We start from the raw sequence: 19,039 nt of genomic DNA on the forward strand, positions 1-19,039 counted from the left end.
ATAATCTGGAACGCAACTATCCCTAATCAATATTTACCAAATCTGTGATTTTTTATACTGCAGAGTATTGATAAAACTCAACTAACGATAGTGTCTAGAAACTACAACAGGGTCCTAAAGGTAATAACTGATCCATAAACCGTCCCTCTGCTATTCGTAGCATAAGCCCTAACATAATAGTATGTACCACGGGTTAGTCCTGTCAAGTTAGCTTCAAAACTTCCTGTACCACTCCCAACCTGTAGACGAGATCCATTTGAAATAGTGGGACTACTTGTACTGCTGCTATAGACAAAACCTCTAGAAGTGACCGTTGCCCCTCCATCTGATGCAACACTTCCTTTGCCTAAGGCTGCATTACCAGATTGTGCAGCGACAGATATTGTAACTACACCTTCGGGTGGGGATGGATATTTGGTTGTAAAACTTTGTACCGAACTATATGAAGTCCCAGTTTCATTGGTCGCATAAACTCGATAATAATAGGTTGTTGAGGGAATCAAACCGCTGGCAGTTAAACTAAATGATCCAGTTCCGCTGCCAGATGTAAGAACCGTTCCATTTGTCAATGTTGGCACACTTGCGCTACTACTCATCACTACTCCTCTTTGCAAAATTGTCCCCCCACCTGCGTTACTAATTGAACCACCTAGTAATGCGGTATTCTGAGTGATTGAGCTGGATGAATTTGCTATAACACCTGAAGGAAGACTAGGTGAATTAGTTCTAAATGTGTATACGGTACTGTAGGTAGTACCAGCTTCATTCGTGGCATAACTACGAATGTAATAAGTAGTAGATGGAACTAGCCCAGTGAGAGATAAACTAAAGGTACCGATGCCTGTTCCAGCAGTTAGAACTGTGCCATTGGTAAGACTTGGGCTCGAAGTCGAACTACTAAAACAAACTCCCCTAGACGTAATTATCCCTCCACCAGCGCTGCCAACGGAGCTATTACTTAAAGCAGAATTCATTGAAATACTGGACACGTAGTTTACTATAACGGAAGACGGTAGACTAGGAAGATTCGTTTTAAAACTCACGACGTTGCCATAAGCCGTACCTGCAGTATTGGTTGCATAACTACGAATGTAATAAGTCGTATTTGAGGCCAGATTGGAAAGTGAAGATGAGAACGCACCAACACCGGCACCTGACTGAATAACAGTACCATTGCTTACTGTTGGCTGAGTCGAACTGGTACTATAACAGAACCCACGAGCAGTAATTGGTGAATTATTATCTGTGGTTATTTGCCCACTGATTGTGGCACTGTTAAATGTGATAGCAGTTGCATTTGAAGTTGTCAATCCTGTAGCTAAAATCGCTTGATTTGTAGTAAAAGTCACAACATTGCCGTAGGTAGTACCATAGCTTGTGATAGCATATGCGCGAGTGTAGTATTTAGTACTCGCAAGCAAATTTGTTAAGTTCGATGTAAAATTTGGAGTGTCCTCTGCAACGTCTACACGCGTATTGGCAATAGTCGGACTGGAAGTCGTATTGCTATAACAAATTCCTCTCTGGATAACTTTGTATCCGCCATTATCTGTTATTACTCCTGTTATTGAAGCTGTAGTTCTGGTGATCTCTGTTGCTTCTTTTGTATTAACGATGGCACTACTACCTGCAGATGTAGTAAAAGATAATATTTCACCATAAGCGGTACCATTTGAGTTTTTGGCGTATGCTCTATAATAGTATGTTGTGCGAGGGATCAAATCGGTAATCTCTATAGAAAAAAGTCCCGTGTCACGTTTGTCATTATGAATAACTGACATCGTTAAATCGTTATCTCGATTACTAACACCGTATTCAAAACCAACTTCAGTCAATTTAGATTTATTAATCGTATTTACTTTTCCTTCCAATATGGATGTATTTCTACTTACTTTTGAAGGAGTAAGACTTGTAATAGCTTTGACATTTTGGTGCTGATAATTGAACTCTTCTCCTTTCTGACACGCACAAAGGAAAAGTAATATGAAAAGAAAGTGAATGGGATTTTTCATTAAAAAACTCATGCTATTTAAAGTTAAATGTAATACCAAAAGTATACTCTGGCTTTCCTATTTGTTGTGTGTATTTCTTGCTGAGGTCAATAAAAGAAACCCCACCCAAGAGATTTACCACTGAACCTAATCGTAATGTACCTCCTGTATATCCGGCTAAATAGTTGGATTTTCTAATGCCTTGTTCTCTTTTGTAATCATCCCGATACAAATGAGAGAAATAACCATACCCCAGTCCAACATTCCAGAATAGCCAATTTGCTATTTTTACATTAGGTCCCATGATAATCTCATTTTTGTTGGGTACTCCATCGTATGAGTTTAAGATCTTTTCGTCCTTTATCATTGAGGAACGAATAGTCGTAAAGAAACCTATTGCTCGCCCTCCTACTTCAAAACGAACACCATACGGTGCTACCTCTCCATACTCATACCCGACACTAACAAACATTTTCCGACTTGCTCTTTTATATGCTTTATCTCGATCGTTTAAAACCCTATTTTTTAGCTTATTAAAATCAAAATCATTATTACCAAACTGCTTATTCAAATCTATAAGAGCTTGCTTAACCTCATTTCCATTTGCAGGCTGAGTATCTCCATATCTATTTATATAGAGAGACAAATTATCCCTTACACCACTAATATCTGACGCAGTAATATAATTGTAATATGTATCTTTCCTACTTAAGAGATACTTATAAGCCGACATCGCTTTAAAAAAACTGAAAGAAGCAGCTCTTTCAGAATTGCTACCAAAAGTATCCATTGCCTGTAAAATAACTGAATAATTTCCGCTATAATAATCTTTTTGTATCTGACTTAACTTCTCTCCTTGATCCTTTTCTATAGCTGCTAATCGCTCTGATTCTATTAAATCATTAAACTCTTCTAATGTCTTAGGATAATTTAGGGCTATTTGCTCTATCTTGTCTCGGTCGTTTTGGTCTAGATCACTTTGCTTCAAGTATGATTCGCTCATTCTCAACAAGTCCTGAATACTTTGATAACTCGGAGAATTGCTCGCTTTATAAAGCTCATTTTTAGCAAGAATTTCGTAATAATCAAACTTGGATGAGGTTATTTGTTCTGCTCTTGCTTTCTCAACAAGTTGCAATGTAGCAAGGTATTCGCCTATGTTAAAAGTCTCTTCTACTTTACGTAAGGCTTCTTTCTGTTTGTGCTCAAATGCTAAGCGCTCTTGTTCCAACTGCCAGTGATTGTACGCATCAAGTGTACTTGGATAGTTATAACTAACATCTTGGTGAATATCAGATATCTCCCTTATTATCGAACTATTACCATCTTTAAAATGACTTAAATAACTCTGTGTGAGCACCCTTATCTTAGATATATTTTCGAATGTTATATCTTCTCCTTCTTTCAATAGATTGTATCGGCCTTGAATTGAAAAGTAAAAATATCGTTCATTATTGAGACCTTTTCGTTGCTGATTTTCAAGTTTTGACAACGTTAAAAGAACGCTCTCATATTCTTTATTATTGAATTGTATCGCAGCCTCACGAATCAATTGATCTTGAACAGAACCGACATTCTGCCCCAATACAGTAGTATACCACAGTACTCCACTGAGCATTAAAATCCATATTTTCATATTATATCTTGGTGTTCTATCTAATTGACTTGTCTAATGTTTACATTACCTCCGAATACCATTGTTGGTAATTCGCATAATGTTTATTCAATTTTTGGGTGGATTGGCTAATGCTAGCATTTACTGATTGCCGTTGTTTAATTTCGGATGGAACTGAAGTAAGTTCTTTCTTTAGCGTAGCATATTGATCATCTTGAAAACCTCCAAATCCAGCTGAAATAAAAGCATTCACCTTTTTGGGTAACGTGTCTGAATAATATACAATTGCTTTAAGCTTTGATTTGGTCGCTGCCAATTTATTGTTGCTCCCGAATGTGGTCTCAAGATGTTGCATTATAGTATTTATCTGTCCATAGTCCAATGAAGCCGCAGCCAATAAATTATTTAACTTTTGATAAGCCAAATCTTGATAATTCTTATCCAAACGATCTTTTAGCATCTTTTGAATATCTGCATTGAACAATTTCTGATCGTATCCAGAGTTGATTTCTATCAATAAGGTGTTATACACTCCAGGATTGAAGTTTTTTAAACTCATATTGTGAATTTTACTTTCCAAGTGACCATGACCAGCTGATGCCAACTCCTTCTTTGCTACGGCCTGAGGATTGGGCGAAAAACTGAAAATATACATCCCAAAAACTAAAAGTAAACCTACGCCTAGGGTCCCTAATAAAAAATAAAGTGTCCTATACTTGCTATTCATATTACGTAATTTGTTAAGATGAGTTTAGTGTTCAGAAATAAGTTCTTATTCATTCCTAATAGTTTTACTATTATCCACAGAGGGCGATTTTGAAGTCACAACTTTTTCGGAGTTAGATTTAGTACTGGGAATACTCTTAGTCTCACTACTTAATCTCTCGGATTTTACACTATCGATGACCACCACATCTGCATAGAGTTGTAATTCTTTAATAAATTGAGAAACCTTTAATGTATCATTATTCAAAAGCGTTTTGAGTTCAGTTTTGGTCAAGATTCTATTCTTGGACGAAGCATCATTTTGGATCCTGAATTTCCAAGAAGGCACCATAGGATCGTATACAAAATAGTACTTGTCAAGCGGTTGAGTTTGTGTTTTTAACGAAAAGGCATTACTATTTTCATTGCTTATTTTCAAATCGAAGCTGGGGGCATTCGTTTCAATTCGATTTTCCTGTGAATTGTAAACCATAGGTATTGGTTCAGGCTCCTCCAAAAATGGTCTTCCAAAATATCCCGCAGCAGCACCTAATAGCAATGCCCCTACTCCAATCCAAACAGAAAGAGAACCGTTACTTTCAGCACCTTCTCCTGGACCAGGCTTAAAAGCTGGTCTTCTAAGAATTAATGAATTGTTATTGATAAGCTCCTTTTTATTACTCAATTGAAATGTATAATGAATTTTATCTGTTGTCAAACAAAATAAATCAAACTGATGGCTTGTTAAATTACTTAAATCTAATTTTGTTTCGTTAGCCCATAATCCAGTAAGCAAACTTTCGGGATTATGAATAGTGACCATCCGAATGATGCTATTTTGTATTACTTTAAAGTCGATCATCCCACTTTCTATTAACGAACCTTCACAGCTTTTATCTTTAAGATCAAAGAAATATGTTTTATGTACTAATTCGAACTTGGGGGCGTTGATAGATTTACTCCAATCCTCCTCCTTATCTAAAAACACATATGCATCTTTTTTATGGATAACGGGTCCTATAATTTTGTTCGTCGAAAGTGGTATACTTTCAAATTCATTTAAAATTTCTGTATAGTCGAGGTTACTTAAAGAATTCCTATCCCTATAATGAACGTACTTACTATCAATTTTTTTTAAAATCTCAAATACATTAGATACTACCAAATTGCGCGGTACTAACAGTCGAATTGCATAAAATCCTCTTCGTTTCGAAACGTCAAAATCCCTATTGTAGATATAGGAATATACTTTAAAATCCACTGTATTTGTTACGGAAAAAACTTTATCGCAATCCAGCTGATTAATAAGATTCCTTTCATCATAAAGAATGCCGACTTCCTCTAGCTCGTGCTCTTTAATAGGTGACGACTTGTAATCTACCTCCAACCCTGTTAATGTTCTTTGTATAATAATTTTTATATTTTTCATCTCCTTAAAATTTAAATTTCCAAAAAGCTCCGCCACTCACTATAAAACTGTCATCTAATAAATTCTCTATAATATTTTTTGCATTCTCCGGATTATACTTTAATAAAATCTTTTCGTTGACGATTTCGCCAATAGAAAATGGCAATACCTTAATCTTGAATTTATTTCTGGCCATTGATTTAGCCTCTTGACAGGCTGATAAAAGGGAAGCAAAGTCTTGTTGTAGAAATTCAAGTGCTAACTCTTCATCCGGTCGGTCATCAAAACTGTATCTATCTTTTTTTAATGCATCGAATTTATTGACCACAAAATAAATAGCATCTGTACGATCCAATATTTTATGGTCACGAAACATGGCTAATATATTATTATAAGCTATCCCTTGATCTAAGGCATTAAAAAGATCAGGATTGGTGAATTTGTCTATTTCAGCTTTGGCATCAATTACAAACACTAAAATCTTTTTGTTCTTATTTTTTATGTAATTAACAAAAGCCTTAATGTAATTGGTCTCGCTATTCATCCCTTCAGAGAACATCCTCGCGTAATTCTCACCCGGAACCTCAACAATATTAAAGGGATGCTTAATCCCATTGGAATCTTTAAAGGAAGTAGCTATGTAATTGTAACTTCCTTTGACTGTTCCCATCGGAAGTATCTTATAATCAAGATCTCGTTTGAGTTGCTCCATATAGGCATTACCTTCTTGGTTATAGGTATCCGGAATAAATATTGCATTATCATTTGCATACTTAAATAATCCCGCCATCATAGTAGATTTGCCAGATGCTGCCATACCTATCATGTAAATGTCGGTACGCCCATCTTCCATTGGAGCTAATTCTTCAATTTTATAAAATCTAGATACTCCTTTCTTTGCATTAAAGTATCTTAAAGCTTTAATCTGTTCTTGAGGTGCCCCGCCCTGCTCAAGCTCCTCAATGGTAAGAGTTCCTCCCTTAAGGTGAAAATCAATTTCTTCTAGGCCAACTTCACCGCGAATTATTTTCTGAACAACACTAGCTTCCACTTCTACCTTACTCGGTATAGAAGGAATACTAAGTGCATCTGGAATATTCAACGTCTGCGGCTCATCAATCAAAATACCACTTCTAATATCATCTAAACGTCGTAATTCTTTCAATTTTTCGTCAGATAATCTGTGTGATTCAAACTCAGATATTGCAATCTGCTCCCTAGAAATATACTGATCCAGTGCATCTACTGGTATACTATTACAATTTAATAGTACAATTTGCTTTTCATGTCTATCCATATCTTATAATTCTATTGCTCCAGAACGACTATTCTCGTCACGCTGATTCGAGCTTTTGGGGTATATCCTAATCTTGTGTGTAAAAAATGGGATGAGAATAAATAGATGCATAATCAAAACCACAATCGCTGGAATAAGATAATTGGGTTTGTACTGCTTAGCCAATTGAAATGGGTTGTCCAACGGGATATGTGTTCCAGAATATGCTATTTTAATTGATTCCTTTTGAACAGGCAATTCCTTTATACGCGCATTAATGTATGTTTCTGTAGCAGCTATACCCGCATTCAACTTTAGATAGGATTTCATCACATTAAATCGGTCCCAACGTAAGATCGTACCCGTAATACTTTCTATATTTTGTATCTGAAGGCTATCAATATTCTTTTTGTTTGCTTCGATTTTTACCCGGTAGGACTGTAAAATAGCATTGCTGCTAGCGGAAACATCTATGGTGCTGGAAGGACTTTTCAATATAGATTCCGGTAATTTGTAGGGTTCATTACTCAGCTCATTCCACAATGCATTGCTCCTGGTCTCCTTGTAAGCCTGAAGCTTTGTTTTAAAATTGGCCTCGAATGTTTGCATGGCATCCATGGCTGATGAATGGTAAATTTCTGATGCTGACTTAGCCTTTTCAATGACTTGTTCTGCTTCTGTTTGAAGCTGAACTTTTACATTTTTTTCAATATTAATCAAATGGGTAATAATAAAAAAACTACCTATTCCGAACGCAAAAAAGAAAAAGAAAAATAACATCCCAGCATCCTTATATCCCTTATTGGCCATACGCTCTTTATTGCGTTTTAGCATCTGAAGGATAAAATAATAGCAAACCACGACGAGTAGACTCGCAATAATGGACACCATAAAGTTTGAATCGGTAATATATAATAGGCCCAAAAAATTACCCATAAATAGAACTAGAAGAAAAATGGAGGACACTATGTCGACAAATAAAAAGTTCTTTTGTTTCATTTAAATCAATTGTTAGTTTAGTCTAAATTTTTTGTTGCATGGTCTCGGCAGACTGCTTAGTGCTTTCAGGATGACTTTGAACCTCAACCTGAGGTACAGTATGATTCACTGTCTGCCACAAAAAGGACTTTGTAGTTAATAACCAATACCAAATAAAGACAGCTATTACTAGAGATAATAAAAGGATCAAATAATAATAAAATGGATATTTTCTTGAATGCATGTCTATTTAGTTTGGACAATTAACAATGTACTCCCATATGGTATTATCATGTGGAGCAGTAACTTCTACATAACAGTAATTGGGTTTGTTGGTATCAGCAATATAATTCCAGCTCAATTGGCCAGGACCAGACACCAATCCTCCTGTTGTAGCAACAACTTTATCTTCGTAAATCAACTTTACTTCGTCTGGCACAACTTGCGTATGATATTGAAGAATTACAGTACCAGATGTACTCCCTAACATATGTTTTGTTCGAGTATAACCTGGTCCCCCAGAGTTGACTCTTGCATCGCAATTGACTATTTTTGGAGGTAGAGCTTTCTGTGCTATTGCAGTTGCTTGACGACAATCTTCTAGCTGTTTTGTCAATGCTTTTATTTGGACATTCTGTATCGGTTTCCACAAAAGCGCATATACCAGTGCACCTAAAAGCAGGAAGAAAGCCAAATAATACAACCACCAATTCCTATAGAAAAAATTATTCATCGGGATGGATATTTTATATTGTTAATGATTTATATAAGAGTATAAATGCTAGTAGTGCTAATAGTACTATAAGTAACCACCAGTATTTACTTGCAAAGTATTTTAGAAACTCAAGAAAACTTGGTTTCGCCTCTGCGGGCATCGTTTCTTTATCAGTAGGATCAATAATTACTTGCTCTTGAACTTCGGATTCATCACGCCAGAAAAATTCTTCTTCAACAAGTTTATCTTCCTCTTTGTTGGATACTTTTTCTCCGCTGTTTGCCTCACTTTCTATTTTAGATTGATCACTAAAATTGGTCAATTCATCAACGTCTTGGTTGCTCACCTCCAACTGGTCGTTGGTGCTCATCAACAAATCAGGTCTTACAATTTGATTGTTCTCAAACTTCCACCCCCATACAATGCAGATGTCAGTGCCATTGGTAAATAAGATGTTGTTCTCGGGACTAAAAACCTTGTTTAACAATGACATCCAATCGCGAGCATTTTCATCATTTGCTCTAGATAATTGTTTAATTTTAGATTCTAATTCGTTATAAAACTCCCAATATTTTTCATTAGAATGTTCACTAACACTGGATCGTTCATTTGGCTTTAGATTGTTGTAAGGTGAATACCACTCAATATCGTAATTGTTTTTGATCGGCTTTGCAAGCATGTGCCGGTACTTTCTATTCATATGTAATGAAAGAAAATTGGCTATTTTATCATAGTGAACAAATAGATAGGCTTTGTCATGCGACAAGGGTACGAAGGAATCTGTTGGTATGGTATAGAATAAATGCATAAAATCAGTTTAATTGTATTGATTCATAGTTCGTTATTAAACCTTTAAGTCTTTCATTGGCTTCTACATCATAGGTTACGAATCCTGCATTTACCAATAATGAAGTACGTAGACTTTCTACCCACTTATTATATTTTTCTAGGGTGATGGTCTGTATATCTAAATTATTATTATCAAACAGTCGTGATATTGCGATTTCAGATTCGTCATTCGGTTGCTTATTTGCGAAAAAAGTAGTTGCAGGAAATGTGTGTATAGCCTCTTCAATCTCATTTTCACTAAAAAAATTAAGATCAAAATTGATTGCAAGATCGTTAATGATCAACGCAAAGGTTTCTGCTAAAAAGACTTCGTGTCCATGGTTAATTTGAATCTGAGAGATAACGTCATCTAGAATGCTTATAAGCTTCTCACTAATCTTCCTTTTATCCAATAATTGTTGATAGTGAGTTACAACAAAATCTAGACTACCTTTATTTAATCCGAGTTGAGTAAACGTTTTAAAGTTTTCAAGGCTAGCAATCTTGTTCTTCCAATAGTCCAATACTAACCTGGTGTAGTATTGTGACTTCGACTCGGACTTCGTGACTTCATACAAATCTTCTATTATTATATTGCTGTCTTGGAGAAAACTAATAACAGACGTCTCGTCATTAAGCCAAAACTTATTCTTCAGGACGGCAACTACAGCATCTTTGGACTTCAAATTATTGAGTTCTACATATTGGCTTTTTAAAATAGCTGCAGGTGTATTTGTATCTAGGATCTTATCCGCAACTTCCACAACCATATTTTGATTTAACAAATGATACAGGTCCAAGGGAACAAGTGAAATCGCATCGATAAAAGTGTTGAACAAACCCAAGTCTCTTGCAAGTAATGTATTGAACGACAACTGGAACTGATTCACCTTAGCCATATTGGATGTTCGTAGATTAGCTACGTCATCAGTATAAATAAATCGTATTAGATCTTGCTTAATCTCTTGAATAAGATTGTTTAATCTATTCAAGTAATGATTTGTCTTTGTTATGTTGTTAGATACATGAGCTAAATTGTGGATAATAAGTTGCGCTCCGTCGTGGTTCAAGGAGGCTGCTGCATTCCAAGATTGTTCGGGAGAGGTAAAATGCTTTTGGACAAAACCATAGTTGATAAAGGAAGATTTCAATTCGTTCATAAACCCAACTCTTTCTGGATTGACTTCCAACTCCTTATCATGAGCAGTGTATCCTAAAAAGGTATCTTCAGAGTACTTGAAGTCTCTTAACAAATAGAAGTTACTAAAATGTGGGCACGAGTGTGACCAGTTGGTATGCCAATCTCTACCTTGTGTAACTATCTCTTGCTCAAAAAATCTTTCAAACCGGATCTGCCATTTGTAATCAAGACTGTCCTGACCAAAAGTATAGTTAACGTCATTGGTCGTGTCGAATCTTAACTGATTATTAAAAAACGTAAATATTACAAATAAGGGTGGTGTAGAAGCATTCTGTAATGCTGCACTCCTGTCATTAACATTATTTCCAATATTATTTGATATCCAATCTGCTAAAAGGGTCGGGATTTCGTTGACTTCAAGCTGCTTATCATTTGTACAGAATAGGAGATTATTAATATTAAAGTCGTCCGAGTATTTGTTAAAAAGATACGATACCTTTCCGCGGAGCAACATGGCATCTAAATATTTCTCTGATATTTCATTTTGGTCCAAAGGCATACGACTTCTGGCACCGGGAAAGTCCAACAGATCGGAATGATTAAGAAATTCGCGACTCTCGCTCAGTTCGCTTGGAATAGTAAGAACAAGTTCGGATATCAATGCGGCTAAAAAAGATATTGAAAGATTTACGGTGCTTCCGTCGCCCCTTTTCATTGTTGTAATGTTAGTACAACTTCTAAGTTCCTGAAGTCTTTTAACATCAAGGATCTCCCCGCAACCTCGCAAAACGTTGTCGAATGCTATGTAACCCGAATCTACGAATCCTAAAAGTTCGAGTTTTGATATTAATTCGTTAAAAAGTAAGGTAAATATCTCGCTCTTGTTCCAAAGGACACTGAAAACATCACTCCATTGTTGGGGGGAGTAATATTGAATAAGCTGCCCAACCCTTTCGAAAAAACGAGTCTCATACAATCCCTGAAAAAGAATCGTATGTTTGGATAAGTGCTTTTGAAAGTAGCTTTTAATCTCAAGCACATCGTACTCGGTCATATAGGATTGAGAAAGATTACCATGATTCTGTTCCAGTCCTGAAAGATGTTCCTCTAAATCTTTCTTGGTGATAAATGTTGTAATTTTTTTCAGATCCAAGAAATAAGAATCCAATAGTATGTTAAGCACATCTTTTGCTGAAAGTATATTTATACGTATCGGATAATCTTCGAATAAAACCGTATTGTCTGCTGTAAACCTCGTAACTACACCAGTACTCTCTGCACCAGTACCGGGAGGATTTATATCTTTTAGAAAATCATATCTTGTTACTCCATTATTTATATAAAATGGTTTACTTTGATCACTTAACAAATTCTTGATCAAATAGGATTTGCCAACTTGACTAGCACCAAATACCGCCATAACAGGTTTATTACCTATCCCCTTTTCTATTTTCTGAAGCGTATTAAGGTTGTTTTTAAGTTTCAACAATAATTGATTGCGCTCTTCAAACTTTAAATTTTGATCTACCCAGCTTACCGTATTATTTACTAAAACTATTTTGTCAGATATGACTTCTTTAATCTTTGCAATTTCCTCTTTAGAATAATTTTTCATCTGCTCCAAACTTATAATACAAACTCACATGTGTCCAACCAATACCCTTCGACGTGTTCCAATGTCTGATATGTGAGTGAGAAGTACTTGGTCGATAGACTATTTCCATTTGCATTTTCTACCTGTGTAATCCTTACTATCTCTTTACTTTCGTCTATATCGCGTGAAAAAGAAACTGTTAAGGGCATATTTTGAAGAATATTACCTCGCTCGATATTAACCTGCTCCTTGTAAAAAGAAACATCTCTGTCAGGATATCGATGCCTTATGATATTTTCAATCTCTTGAAGATTTATATGAAGATTGTAAAGCGAAGAGTAGGGATAATTACGTGATATAAATTTGCTATGCCCAAACTGAAAAGGTAACTGCTTTACTAAAAAGCTTCGATCATTGACTTTCAATGACAATATTTCTTCTTTAATATTTCCATTAAGTTTTACCACATAGTCTGCTGTGGAATCTATTGCTTGAGACAAGGATGTAGTATTTAACTTAAAGTCTTGCAGTTTGTTAAGTTTCCCTGACATCAATGCAATAATAGCACCTACACTTACTATCGTTTTAGGATCATTGATAACTCCTGTCGGATCAGCAAAAGGATACCATTTGCCAATCCAATAATTATTTAGATTTATAACATTATTAGGTGAACACGATAGGTATTGCTTAAATAGTGATTCGAAGCTGGACAATGAGGCTGGCTTACCAGAAAGAACCACAAAATCACATTCGTAATAATTGAGGACTACTGCAATCTGTCGTACCATTCTGTCAAATACAGCTCTAACTATGGTATTAACCGTAGCACTTGACAAAGTCAATTTTACATCAAGAAAACTGAACCCGAAATGTTGCTCGAAATAGGCTACAAGTTCTTTATTCTTAAATTTAACTCCTGTAATGTCTTCAAATGTAGACTGTATTTCAGATTCAGTATTGGCTAACTCTAGACATTTATAAATTATGGGAATGGCTACTTGATGAATAAAGGCCTTACGCATCATTTTGGCTGCATACCCCATATTGTTTGTGTTTTCTCCAAAGAATCCACTTAGCTTATTTTGAACATCTTCAATACCCTTTTCTAAGGCATAACGTTCAAGGATACCCATGCCTGACATCTCGGACGAACTTCCTTTTATTAGTATCTTGAGCACTAGTTCTTTTAATAGGTCATCACCAGCCAACTTAAAACTATCCCAAAACAATGGTTTGGGCTCAAATCTCTGAAGGGTCAGCTCTTCATTTAATAGGTATTCATTGATCATTAAATCAGTCGTACCCGCTCCTATATCGATAGAACCTATGCGAAGTTGGCTTTTTCTGTTAAAAAGAAAATGATCTATAACGTAATTATTACCTTTTAGCTTTTTGGCTAACAAGCTATAAACAAAAACCAATTGGCTACAGGTAGCTTCGTCATAACTCCAATCTTGCCTGCTTTCTAACTGACTGATCCGCTTTGAAATATCTTTTATCGAAGGAATAATATCAGGTATGGTAAACCAGTTACTATTTTCGTCTTGATCGAAGTAAAACTTTTGGTAGTTTGCCAATAGAATACATGCTTCTTCAGCAGCTTTCCGAAGTGCAATCTGTTCATATTGGATCATTCCAGTGGGACATGAAATGGTGATTCGACGTATACTTCTTGGAACAGTCATCTCACCATGCTCCTCTCTAAATTTGAATGAATTAATCTGAGTATGTGCGTGTATAAGTAACTCAAGAAAAACAAACTTCATAAGTGATCCCTTGGAGAAAAGAGATTTGCTTCCAAAAAAGCCGCCTTCATCTACTAGGGAACCATCGGTATTTAGCTGTTCTGAAATCCCATTTAAATAAACTTTTTCAACCGACCTGGATCTAGTATAAGGATGATACTCCCATTCCCGCTCTGAAGGACTATTATCCCACAAATAACGCTTTGGACTTGAATTATAAGTCTTTAACTCATAGCCTAAATCGAGATTTAGCATGGAGTTATTGATCAGTTCTTCTGCTTCATAACCAATACGAACCATACTCGGGATGATAAACTTATTGTTGTGATAAATATCTTTACTTACATTCCCGAATTTAGAATCAGCGAAAACGACATTCATAGGAAAAGGTTTCTCATATTCCAAATGTGGCTGAGAATAGTCTTGAATAATAAGTTTTTTAACACTATCAAATTCAAAAGTACTGTCATCCTTACTTTCAAAAAGCAACGCACAAGTAGCAGAGTTGCCAATATCGACTACTAAATCGACTGTTTTCTTACGAACACCATCCGTAAAAAGTTGAACCTCTGGAAAATCTGGGTGAAATGACAGCCATTTAATAAGTAATATATAACTTCCTAAATACTCTTTGAATGGTTGTTCATACCGTCGCTCATCGTTTTTGCCGTAATATAAGTCTGCTAGATATTTATCTATCCATGCATTTGTAGATTTATTGGAATAAATCATTCGCGCTATGTTCATCTCCTTCGATTCCAATCTGAAAATATTTTCATCGGGATTCAAACTCAATGTAGGACTTGTTTTATCTTGGTCATTACGTGCAAGAGTTGTATCAACAGCCACAACAATACTTGCTTTGTTAAAGTTTTCATCACAAGTGATATAGACCCGAACCCAGTCCGTTGGGTACAATACATCCTTATTTATAGAGTTGTCTTTAAAATAAGGTATTGGTATCCAACAATTTTGATAATTTTTTAAAACACGTTTTAGATTAGATTCCTCAAAACAGTCAAAGATCTGTGTACATGAAGATAGATCTACTTCATCTTTCAGTCTATTATTTATGAGAAACTCATTTATTTCAAGCTCCTCTCTACGATAGTATTTTTCTTCACCTTGCTCATTAACTTTAAATAAGGGATCTAGAATAAAACTGAGTACATTTTTATCATATGGCTGATGATAAAAAATACGATTTGTTTTCCCAAAACTCAGATCAATTGATACTTCGTATTTATAATACTGGATATTGGAATTTGCTATTAATGAAATTCTCTTCATTCTTTCTTAAGTGATGATAAATGTGTTGATGAAGTACTATAGATTTCGTCCTTTGGGATTAGTACCATATTCATTGGTACCGACGCTACTATCACCGAATGCCATCCAAAGCGTATAAAATGGAATTATTAAGTACCATCCTGAATTGCCTCTGTCGTGACAACGCTTTACTGCTTGGGCTACACTAAACCAAAGAAGTGGTATTAAAAATAATATAGCTATTGATGAACTACTATTCCCTTCTAAAAAAGCACCTATAATTACTGAAGTAATGTGAGTTACAAAGACCGTAATCCACCACTCTGTTCTCCTAATCCTCCCCTTGCAACTAAAAGGAGCTTTAAAAAAACCAAGATTATCTATAACTGGTGTCTTATCCTCCGCTAAGATCTCTAAAACCTCTCCCTCAAGGAAGGACTTTGATTCTCTTGGGGAGATAGGGTGCTCAATTGAAGACGGGATAGAATCATCGACACCAGATTGATAACCGTATGACGTATTGTCTTCAATTGATGATTTTAATTCATATGGTTCCTTCGGAACTTCTACTGGAGATTCAAAAACCTCTTGTAGTTCATCTAAATCTTTCGCAAACTGCCATGAAGGTAATCCTTCAAACCAAATCAAAGTTTTTTTTGAAATGTTTTCAGTCCTCAGTTTTTGTAAAGAGAAAGGTCCAAATTTTTCGGATTTTTTTGCATAATAATACTCTCTCATAACTCAAGCTATTAGCATGTTAACTCATTAAAAATTAATGCATTCAAATTAAAAACACAACCAGTAGTTTCATAAGAATTCAAACCTGATCCAATAGTTATTATATGCTCACTCATTAAGAAGCTAACTGTCATGAATTTGCTTACTAAATGCCTTGTAAATTTTTAGTGTCCGAAACTACTTTATTAAAAAGATCAAATATTATGGGGATATAAAACTCCATGTCATGCTGTCAATTGTTTGGTATTTGTCCTTATTGGACATCACAAATGTAGAGAAGCGTTAGCATCGTTTTTTACGGTATGCCGTAATTTGAAATTTATTTTTTAAAAAAATAAACAACTGTATTATAGGTATATAAAATAAGGGAGGTAAATACCTCCCTTAGATTTTAGTTATGATTATAGTGCGTGTCACACACGCATAAATATCGTACGACTTAGATAATGCCCTGCTCGCTGCAATACAGGAGCAACTGTTCATTTTTTGTAAAACCGAGTACCGAACGTATATGGTTAAGACGCTTTTCGACACTGCTTAAGCTCGATGGCTTAATACCGCGTTCCTCCAGGTAATCGGGGATCTCCTTCTGAGAAACACCGTCGGCAAGCAGGTTGATGATATGTACGTCAAAAGTGGTGAAGTCGTGACTATTTTTTTCTTGCATGATTTCTTTCACTTCGGGCGATTGATAGGTCTTGTGCTGATATACTGCCTCTAAGGCTTCTTTTATATATTGTGCATCTCGTCTTGCTTTACGCACATAGGCGTGTATGGTTTCGCTTTTAAAGAGATTGTCGATAAAGCGTGAGCGGCCTTCGGAAGATAATACGATGATCTTAAGGTCGGGCTGAGCTGCTATGGCGGCGGCAACCAAATCTTCTCCTCCGGAAAGCTTCTGGGGTGTCATATCGTCTTCGAATACAAGATCGGTGATCAATAGGTCGAATGGATCGCCATCCTTAATAGCTTTATTGATCCGCGCAAGCGCATCGTCGCAATAATAGACGTAATGAACGTCTTTGATGGCCAAGTCATGAAGTGTTTTCTGTATAGAAACATTGGCCATCTCTTGGTCCTCAGCAATAAGTACTTTTTTAAACATGCTTTTGTTTTTTTTAAGTTACGCTATTGGAATATCGATCTTGATTTCTAATCCTTTTTCTTTTATGGAGTCAAAGATAATGTGCCCACCTAAACTATTTATACGGGAAACCATACTTTGCATACCGTTGCCTAAAATAGTTGCGTCGTTGACACCTACACCGTTGTCTCGATAGGTTATCGCAAGATGCCCTGATGAGCGCATAAATTTGACTACGACGTTGTCGGCCCTGCTGTGCTTCTTCATATTGACCATGCATTCTAGCAACACGTGCCGTATTTCCTCTTTCATTCTGGGATTCACATCTTGCCATGTCTCGGCATCGTTTCCAACGGTAATAACCCGACGGGTATCGGTAGCATAGGAACGGATGGATTCGGATAGTTCTTCATAATAAGGCTGGGTCAAGGCCTCGTAATCTTCTTCTGCCTCGTAGGATATATTACGAGATTTGTTATACATGACTTCTAGTCTGTCCAAGATTCCATCTCGATCGACCTCAGTCTTATTTTCAATCTCGGCCATAACTAGATAAATACCATTGGCTACTACATCGTGCACCCGGCGCGATGTCTTGAGTTTGGATGCTTTGATCTGGTCTTGGGCTTCTAATTTTAGCCGTTGCTTGCGCTTCTTATAGTAGAAAACACCGCCAATGATCAACGCTAGGGCGGCAATGATTGCAGAGCGCTGTAGAACGATATTTTTTGCTTGGACGGCATTGTCCTTCTGAAGCATAAGATTCTCTGCCTTGTTCTTATCTACCTCATAGCGGATCACGGCAAACTGATTCTTGGCTGCAGCGCGCGCCTGTTGTACGCTATCTTGCAGAGTCTGATACCTATCGAAATAGGGTTGAACCTGATTAGCTGGGCTGAGCTTTATTAACTTGCGCAGTCCATTGAGCTGGTCGTCTGCACTATGTAATTGTAAGGCGATAGCATATCGTTTCTGCGCATATAGCAGCGCCTTAGTTTTGTCGCGTGGCTCATAGTACTCTGTAAGATGTGCGTAACTCGAATTTTGCCCCCAACGGTCCTCATTTGCTTGTCGAATCTGTAGCGCCTTTTTAAGATCGATGCCTGCATCGTAAGACGAATCGGTACGCCACTTGGTCTTTGCAAGATTGGTGAGTGCGCGTGCATAATCTACAGTCCCCTGTGGGGTCTGAAAGGTGATCTGTTGAAATATATCTAGTGCTGCGTTGTACTTGCGTGAGTCGAAAAGTGTTGCGGCTTTATTGTTTAGACAACGCAACAATGTAACACTGTCGGTTGAAAACTGTATAGCTCGGTCAGAAAAATGGATGGCTTTTTCGAAGTCTTTCAGTAGGGAGGTCGCATTGGCTAGGGTATTATAATTAAATGCCAAATGGGGCCAATGTTCTGTATTATTGGTGTCTAAATAAGAAAATGTTTGCAATGAAGTCTCTTGTGCTCCAAAGTGGTCGCCCTGCTCACTAAGAAGAAGGGAACTTCGAATAAGACATGAGGCTACTCCTAGACTATCACCTGCTTGTATATATTCTTCTTTTGCCTTTTCAAAAGCGAGATAAGCACTGTCGGCTTTGCCGCTTTCTGCGTAGGATATGCCTTTTTTATAATAGGCATCGGCACTTTGAACGGGCTGTTGAACGTGCTCATTCCGGCAGGATAAAAATGTAACGAGCAGTATGATGAGGTAATGTTTTTTCAATTCAGTCGATTAATGTCCTGAAATTACAAAAAAAACACTAAATAGTAAAAGGTAGCGTTTGCTACCTTTTACTATTTGTTCTAATGGACTTAACTCCAATGATAAACAGGTCTTCGCTTAATCGGTGGCGGCGTATTACCGCGATCTCCACCTGTGCCTTGCTCTTGGTCAACGAGTGCTAAACCTAAAGTCTTTTTGAGCGGTTTGACTGGCGGCGGCGTATTACCACGATC

13 protein-coding genes are annotated in these 19,039 nt (G+C 36.6%); all 13 read right to left on the reverse strand.

Going from position 1 to position 19,039, the window contains the following annotated elements; translation table 11 throughout:
- Positions 1-101: 101 nt before the first annotated feature.
- Positions 102-2,024, reverse strand: coding sequence for a hypothetical protein (locus tag B5X76_RS20140; protein WP_079645726.1), 1,923 nt, complete (start codon positions 2,022-2,024; stop codon positions 102-104).
- Between the two features lies 1 nt (position 2,025).
- Entirely contained in the window at positions 2,026-3,627 is a 1,602-nt protein-coding gene (locus B5X76_RS20145; protein WP_079645727.1) for a hypothetical protein, read from the reverse strand.
- 40 nt (positions 3,628-3,667) lie between these two features.
- Positions 3,668-4,333 carry a hypothetical protein gene (locus tag B5X76_RS20150; RefSeq protein WP_079645728.1) on the reverse strand — a complete coding sequence of 222 codons (666 nt, stop codon included), beginning with the start codon at positions 4,331-4,333 and terminating at the stop codon, positions 3,668-3,670.
- Between the two features lie 45 nt (positions 4,334-4,378).
- Positions 4,379-5,740 (reverse strand): hypothetical protein, encoded by a 1,362-nt coding sequence (locus B5X76_RS20155; protein ID WP_139375425.1) that lies wholly within the window; start codon positions 5,738-5,740, stop codon positions 4,379-4,381.
- Positions 5,741-5,744: 4 nt separating this feature from the next.
- Positions 5,745-7,016: a hypothetical protein gene (locus B5X76_RS20160; RefSeq protein ID WP_079645730.1), complete on the reverse strand. Its 1,272-nt coding sequence runs from the start codon at positions 7,014-7,016 to the stop codon at positions 5,745-5,747.
- Between the two features lie 3 nt (positions 7,017-7,019).
- The gene (locus tag B5X76_RS20165) at positions 7,020-7,994 is read right to left on the reverse strand and encodes a hypothetical protein (RefSeq protein WP_139375426.1); all 975 of its coding nucleotides are present in this window, start codon (positions 7,992-7,994) and stop codon (positions 7,020-7,022) included.
- A 229-nt stretch (positions 7,995-8,223) separates the two neighbouring features.
- A complete protein-coding gene (locus B5X76_RS20170; protein WP_079645732.1) occupies positions 8,224-8,706 on the reverse strand; it encodes a hypothetical protein in 483 nt (160 codons plus the stop codon).
- A gap of 13 nt (positions 8,707-8,719) precedes the next feature.
- Complete coding sequence (locus tag B5X76_RS20175) at positions 8,720-9,496, reverse strand: hypothetical protein (protein WP_079645733.1); 777 nt, start codon at positions 9,494-9,496, stop codon at positions 8,720-8,722.
- Between the two features lie 4 nt (positions 9,497-9,500).
- Complete coding sequence (locus tag B5X76_RS20180) at positions 9,501-12,272, reverse strand: virulence factor SrfC family protein (RefSeq protein WP_079645734.1); 2,772 nt, start codon at positions 12,270-12,272, stop codon at positions 9,501-9,503.
- A gap of 11 nt (positions 12,273-12,283) precedes the next feature.
- A complete protein-coding gene (locus B5X76_RS20185) occupies positions 12,284-15,289 on the reverse strand; it encodes a virulence factor SrfB (protein WP_079645735.1) in 3,006 nt (1,001 codons plus the stop codon).
- 36 nt (positions 15,290-15,325) lie between these two features.
- Positions 15,326-16,006 carry a DUF805 domain-containing protein gene (locus tag B5X76_RS20190; RefSeq protein ID WP_079645736.1) on the reverse strand — a complete coding sequence of 227 codons (681 nt, stop codon included), beginning with the start codon at positions 16,004-16,006 and terminating at the stop codon, positions 15,326-15,328.
- Positions 16,007-16,445: 439 nt separating this feature from the next.
- A complete protein-coding gene (locus tag B5X76_RS20195; protein ID WP_079645737.1) occupies positions 16,446-17,111 on the reverse strand; it encodes a helix-turn-helix transcriptional regulator in 666 nt (221 codons plus the stop codon).
- An 18-nt stretch (positions 17,112-17,129) separates the two neighbouring features.
- Positions 17,130-18,806, reverse strand: coding sequence for a tetratricopeptide repeat-containing sensor histidine kinase (locus B5X76_RS20200; RefSeq protein ID WP_079645738.1), 1,677 nt, complete (start codon positions 18,804-18,806; stop codon positions 17,130-17,132).
- Between the last annotated feature and the right edge of the window lie 233 nt (positions 18,807-19,039).

It is taken from the genome of Sphingobacterium nematocida (assembly GCF_900168125.1).
Classification (GTDB): domain Bacteria; phylum Bacteroidota; class Bacteroidia; order Sphingobacteriales; family Sphingobacteriaceae; genus Sphingobacterium; species Sphingobacterium nematocida.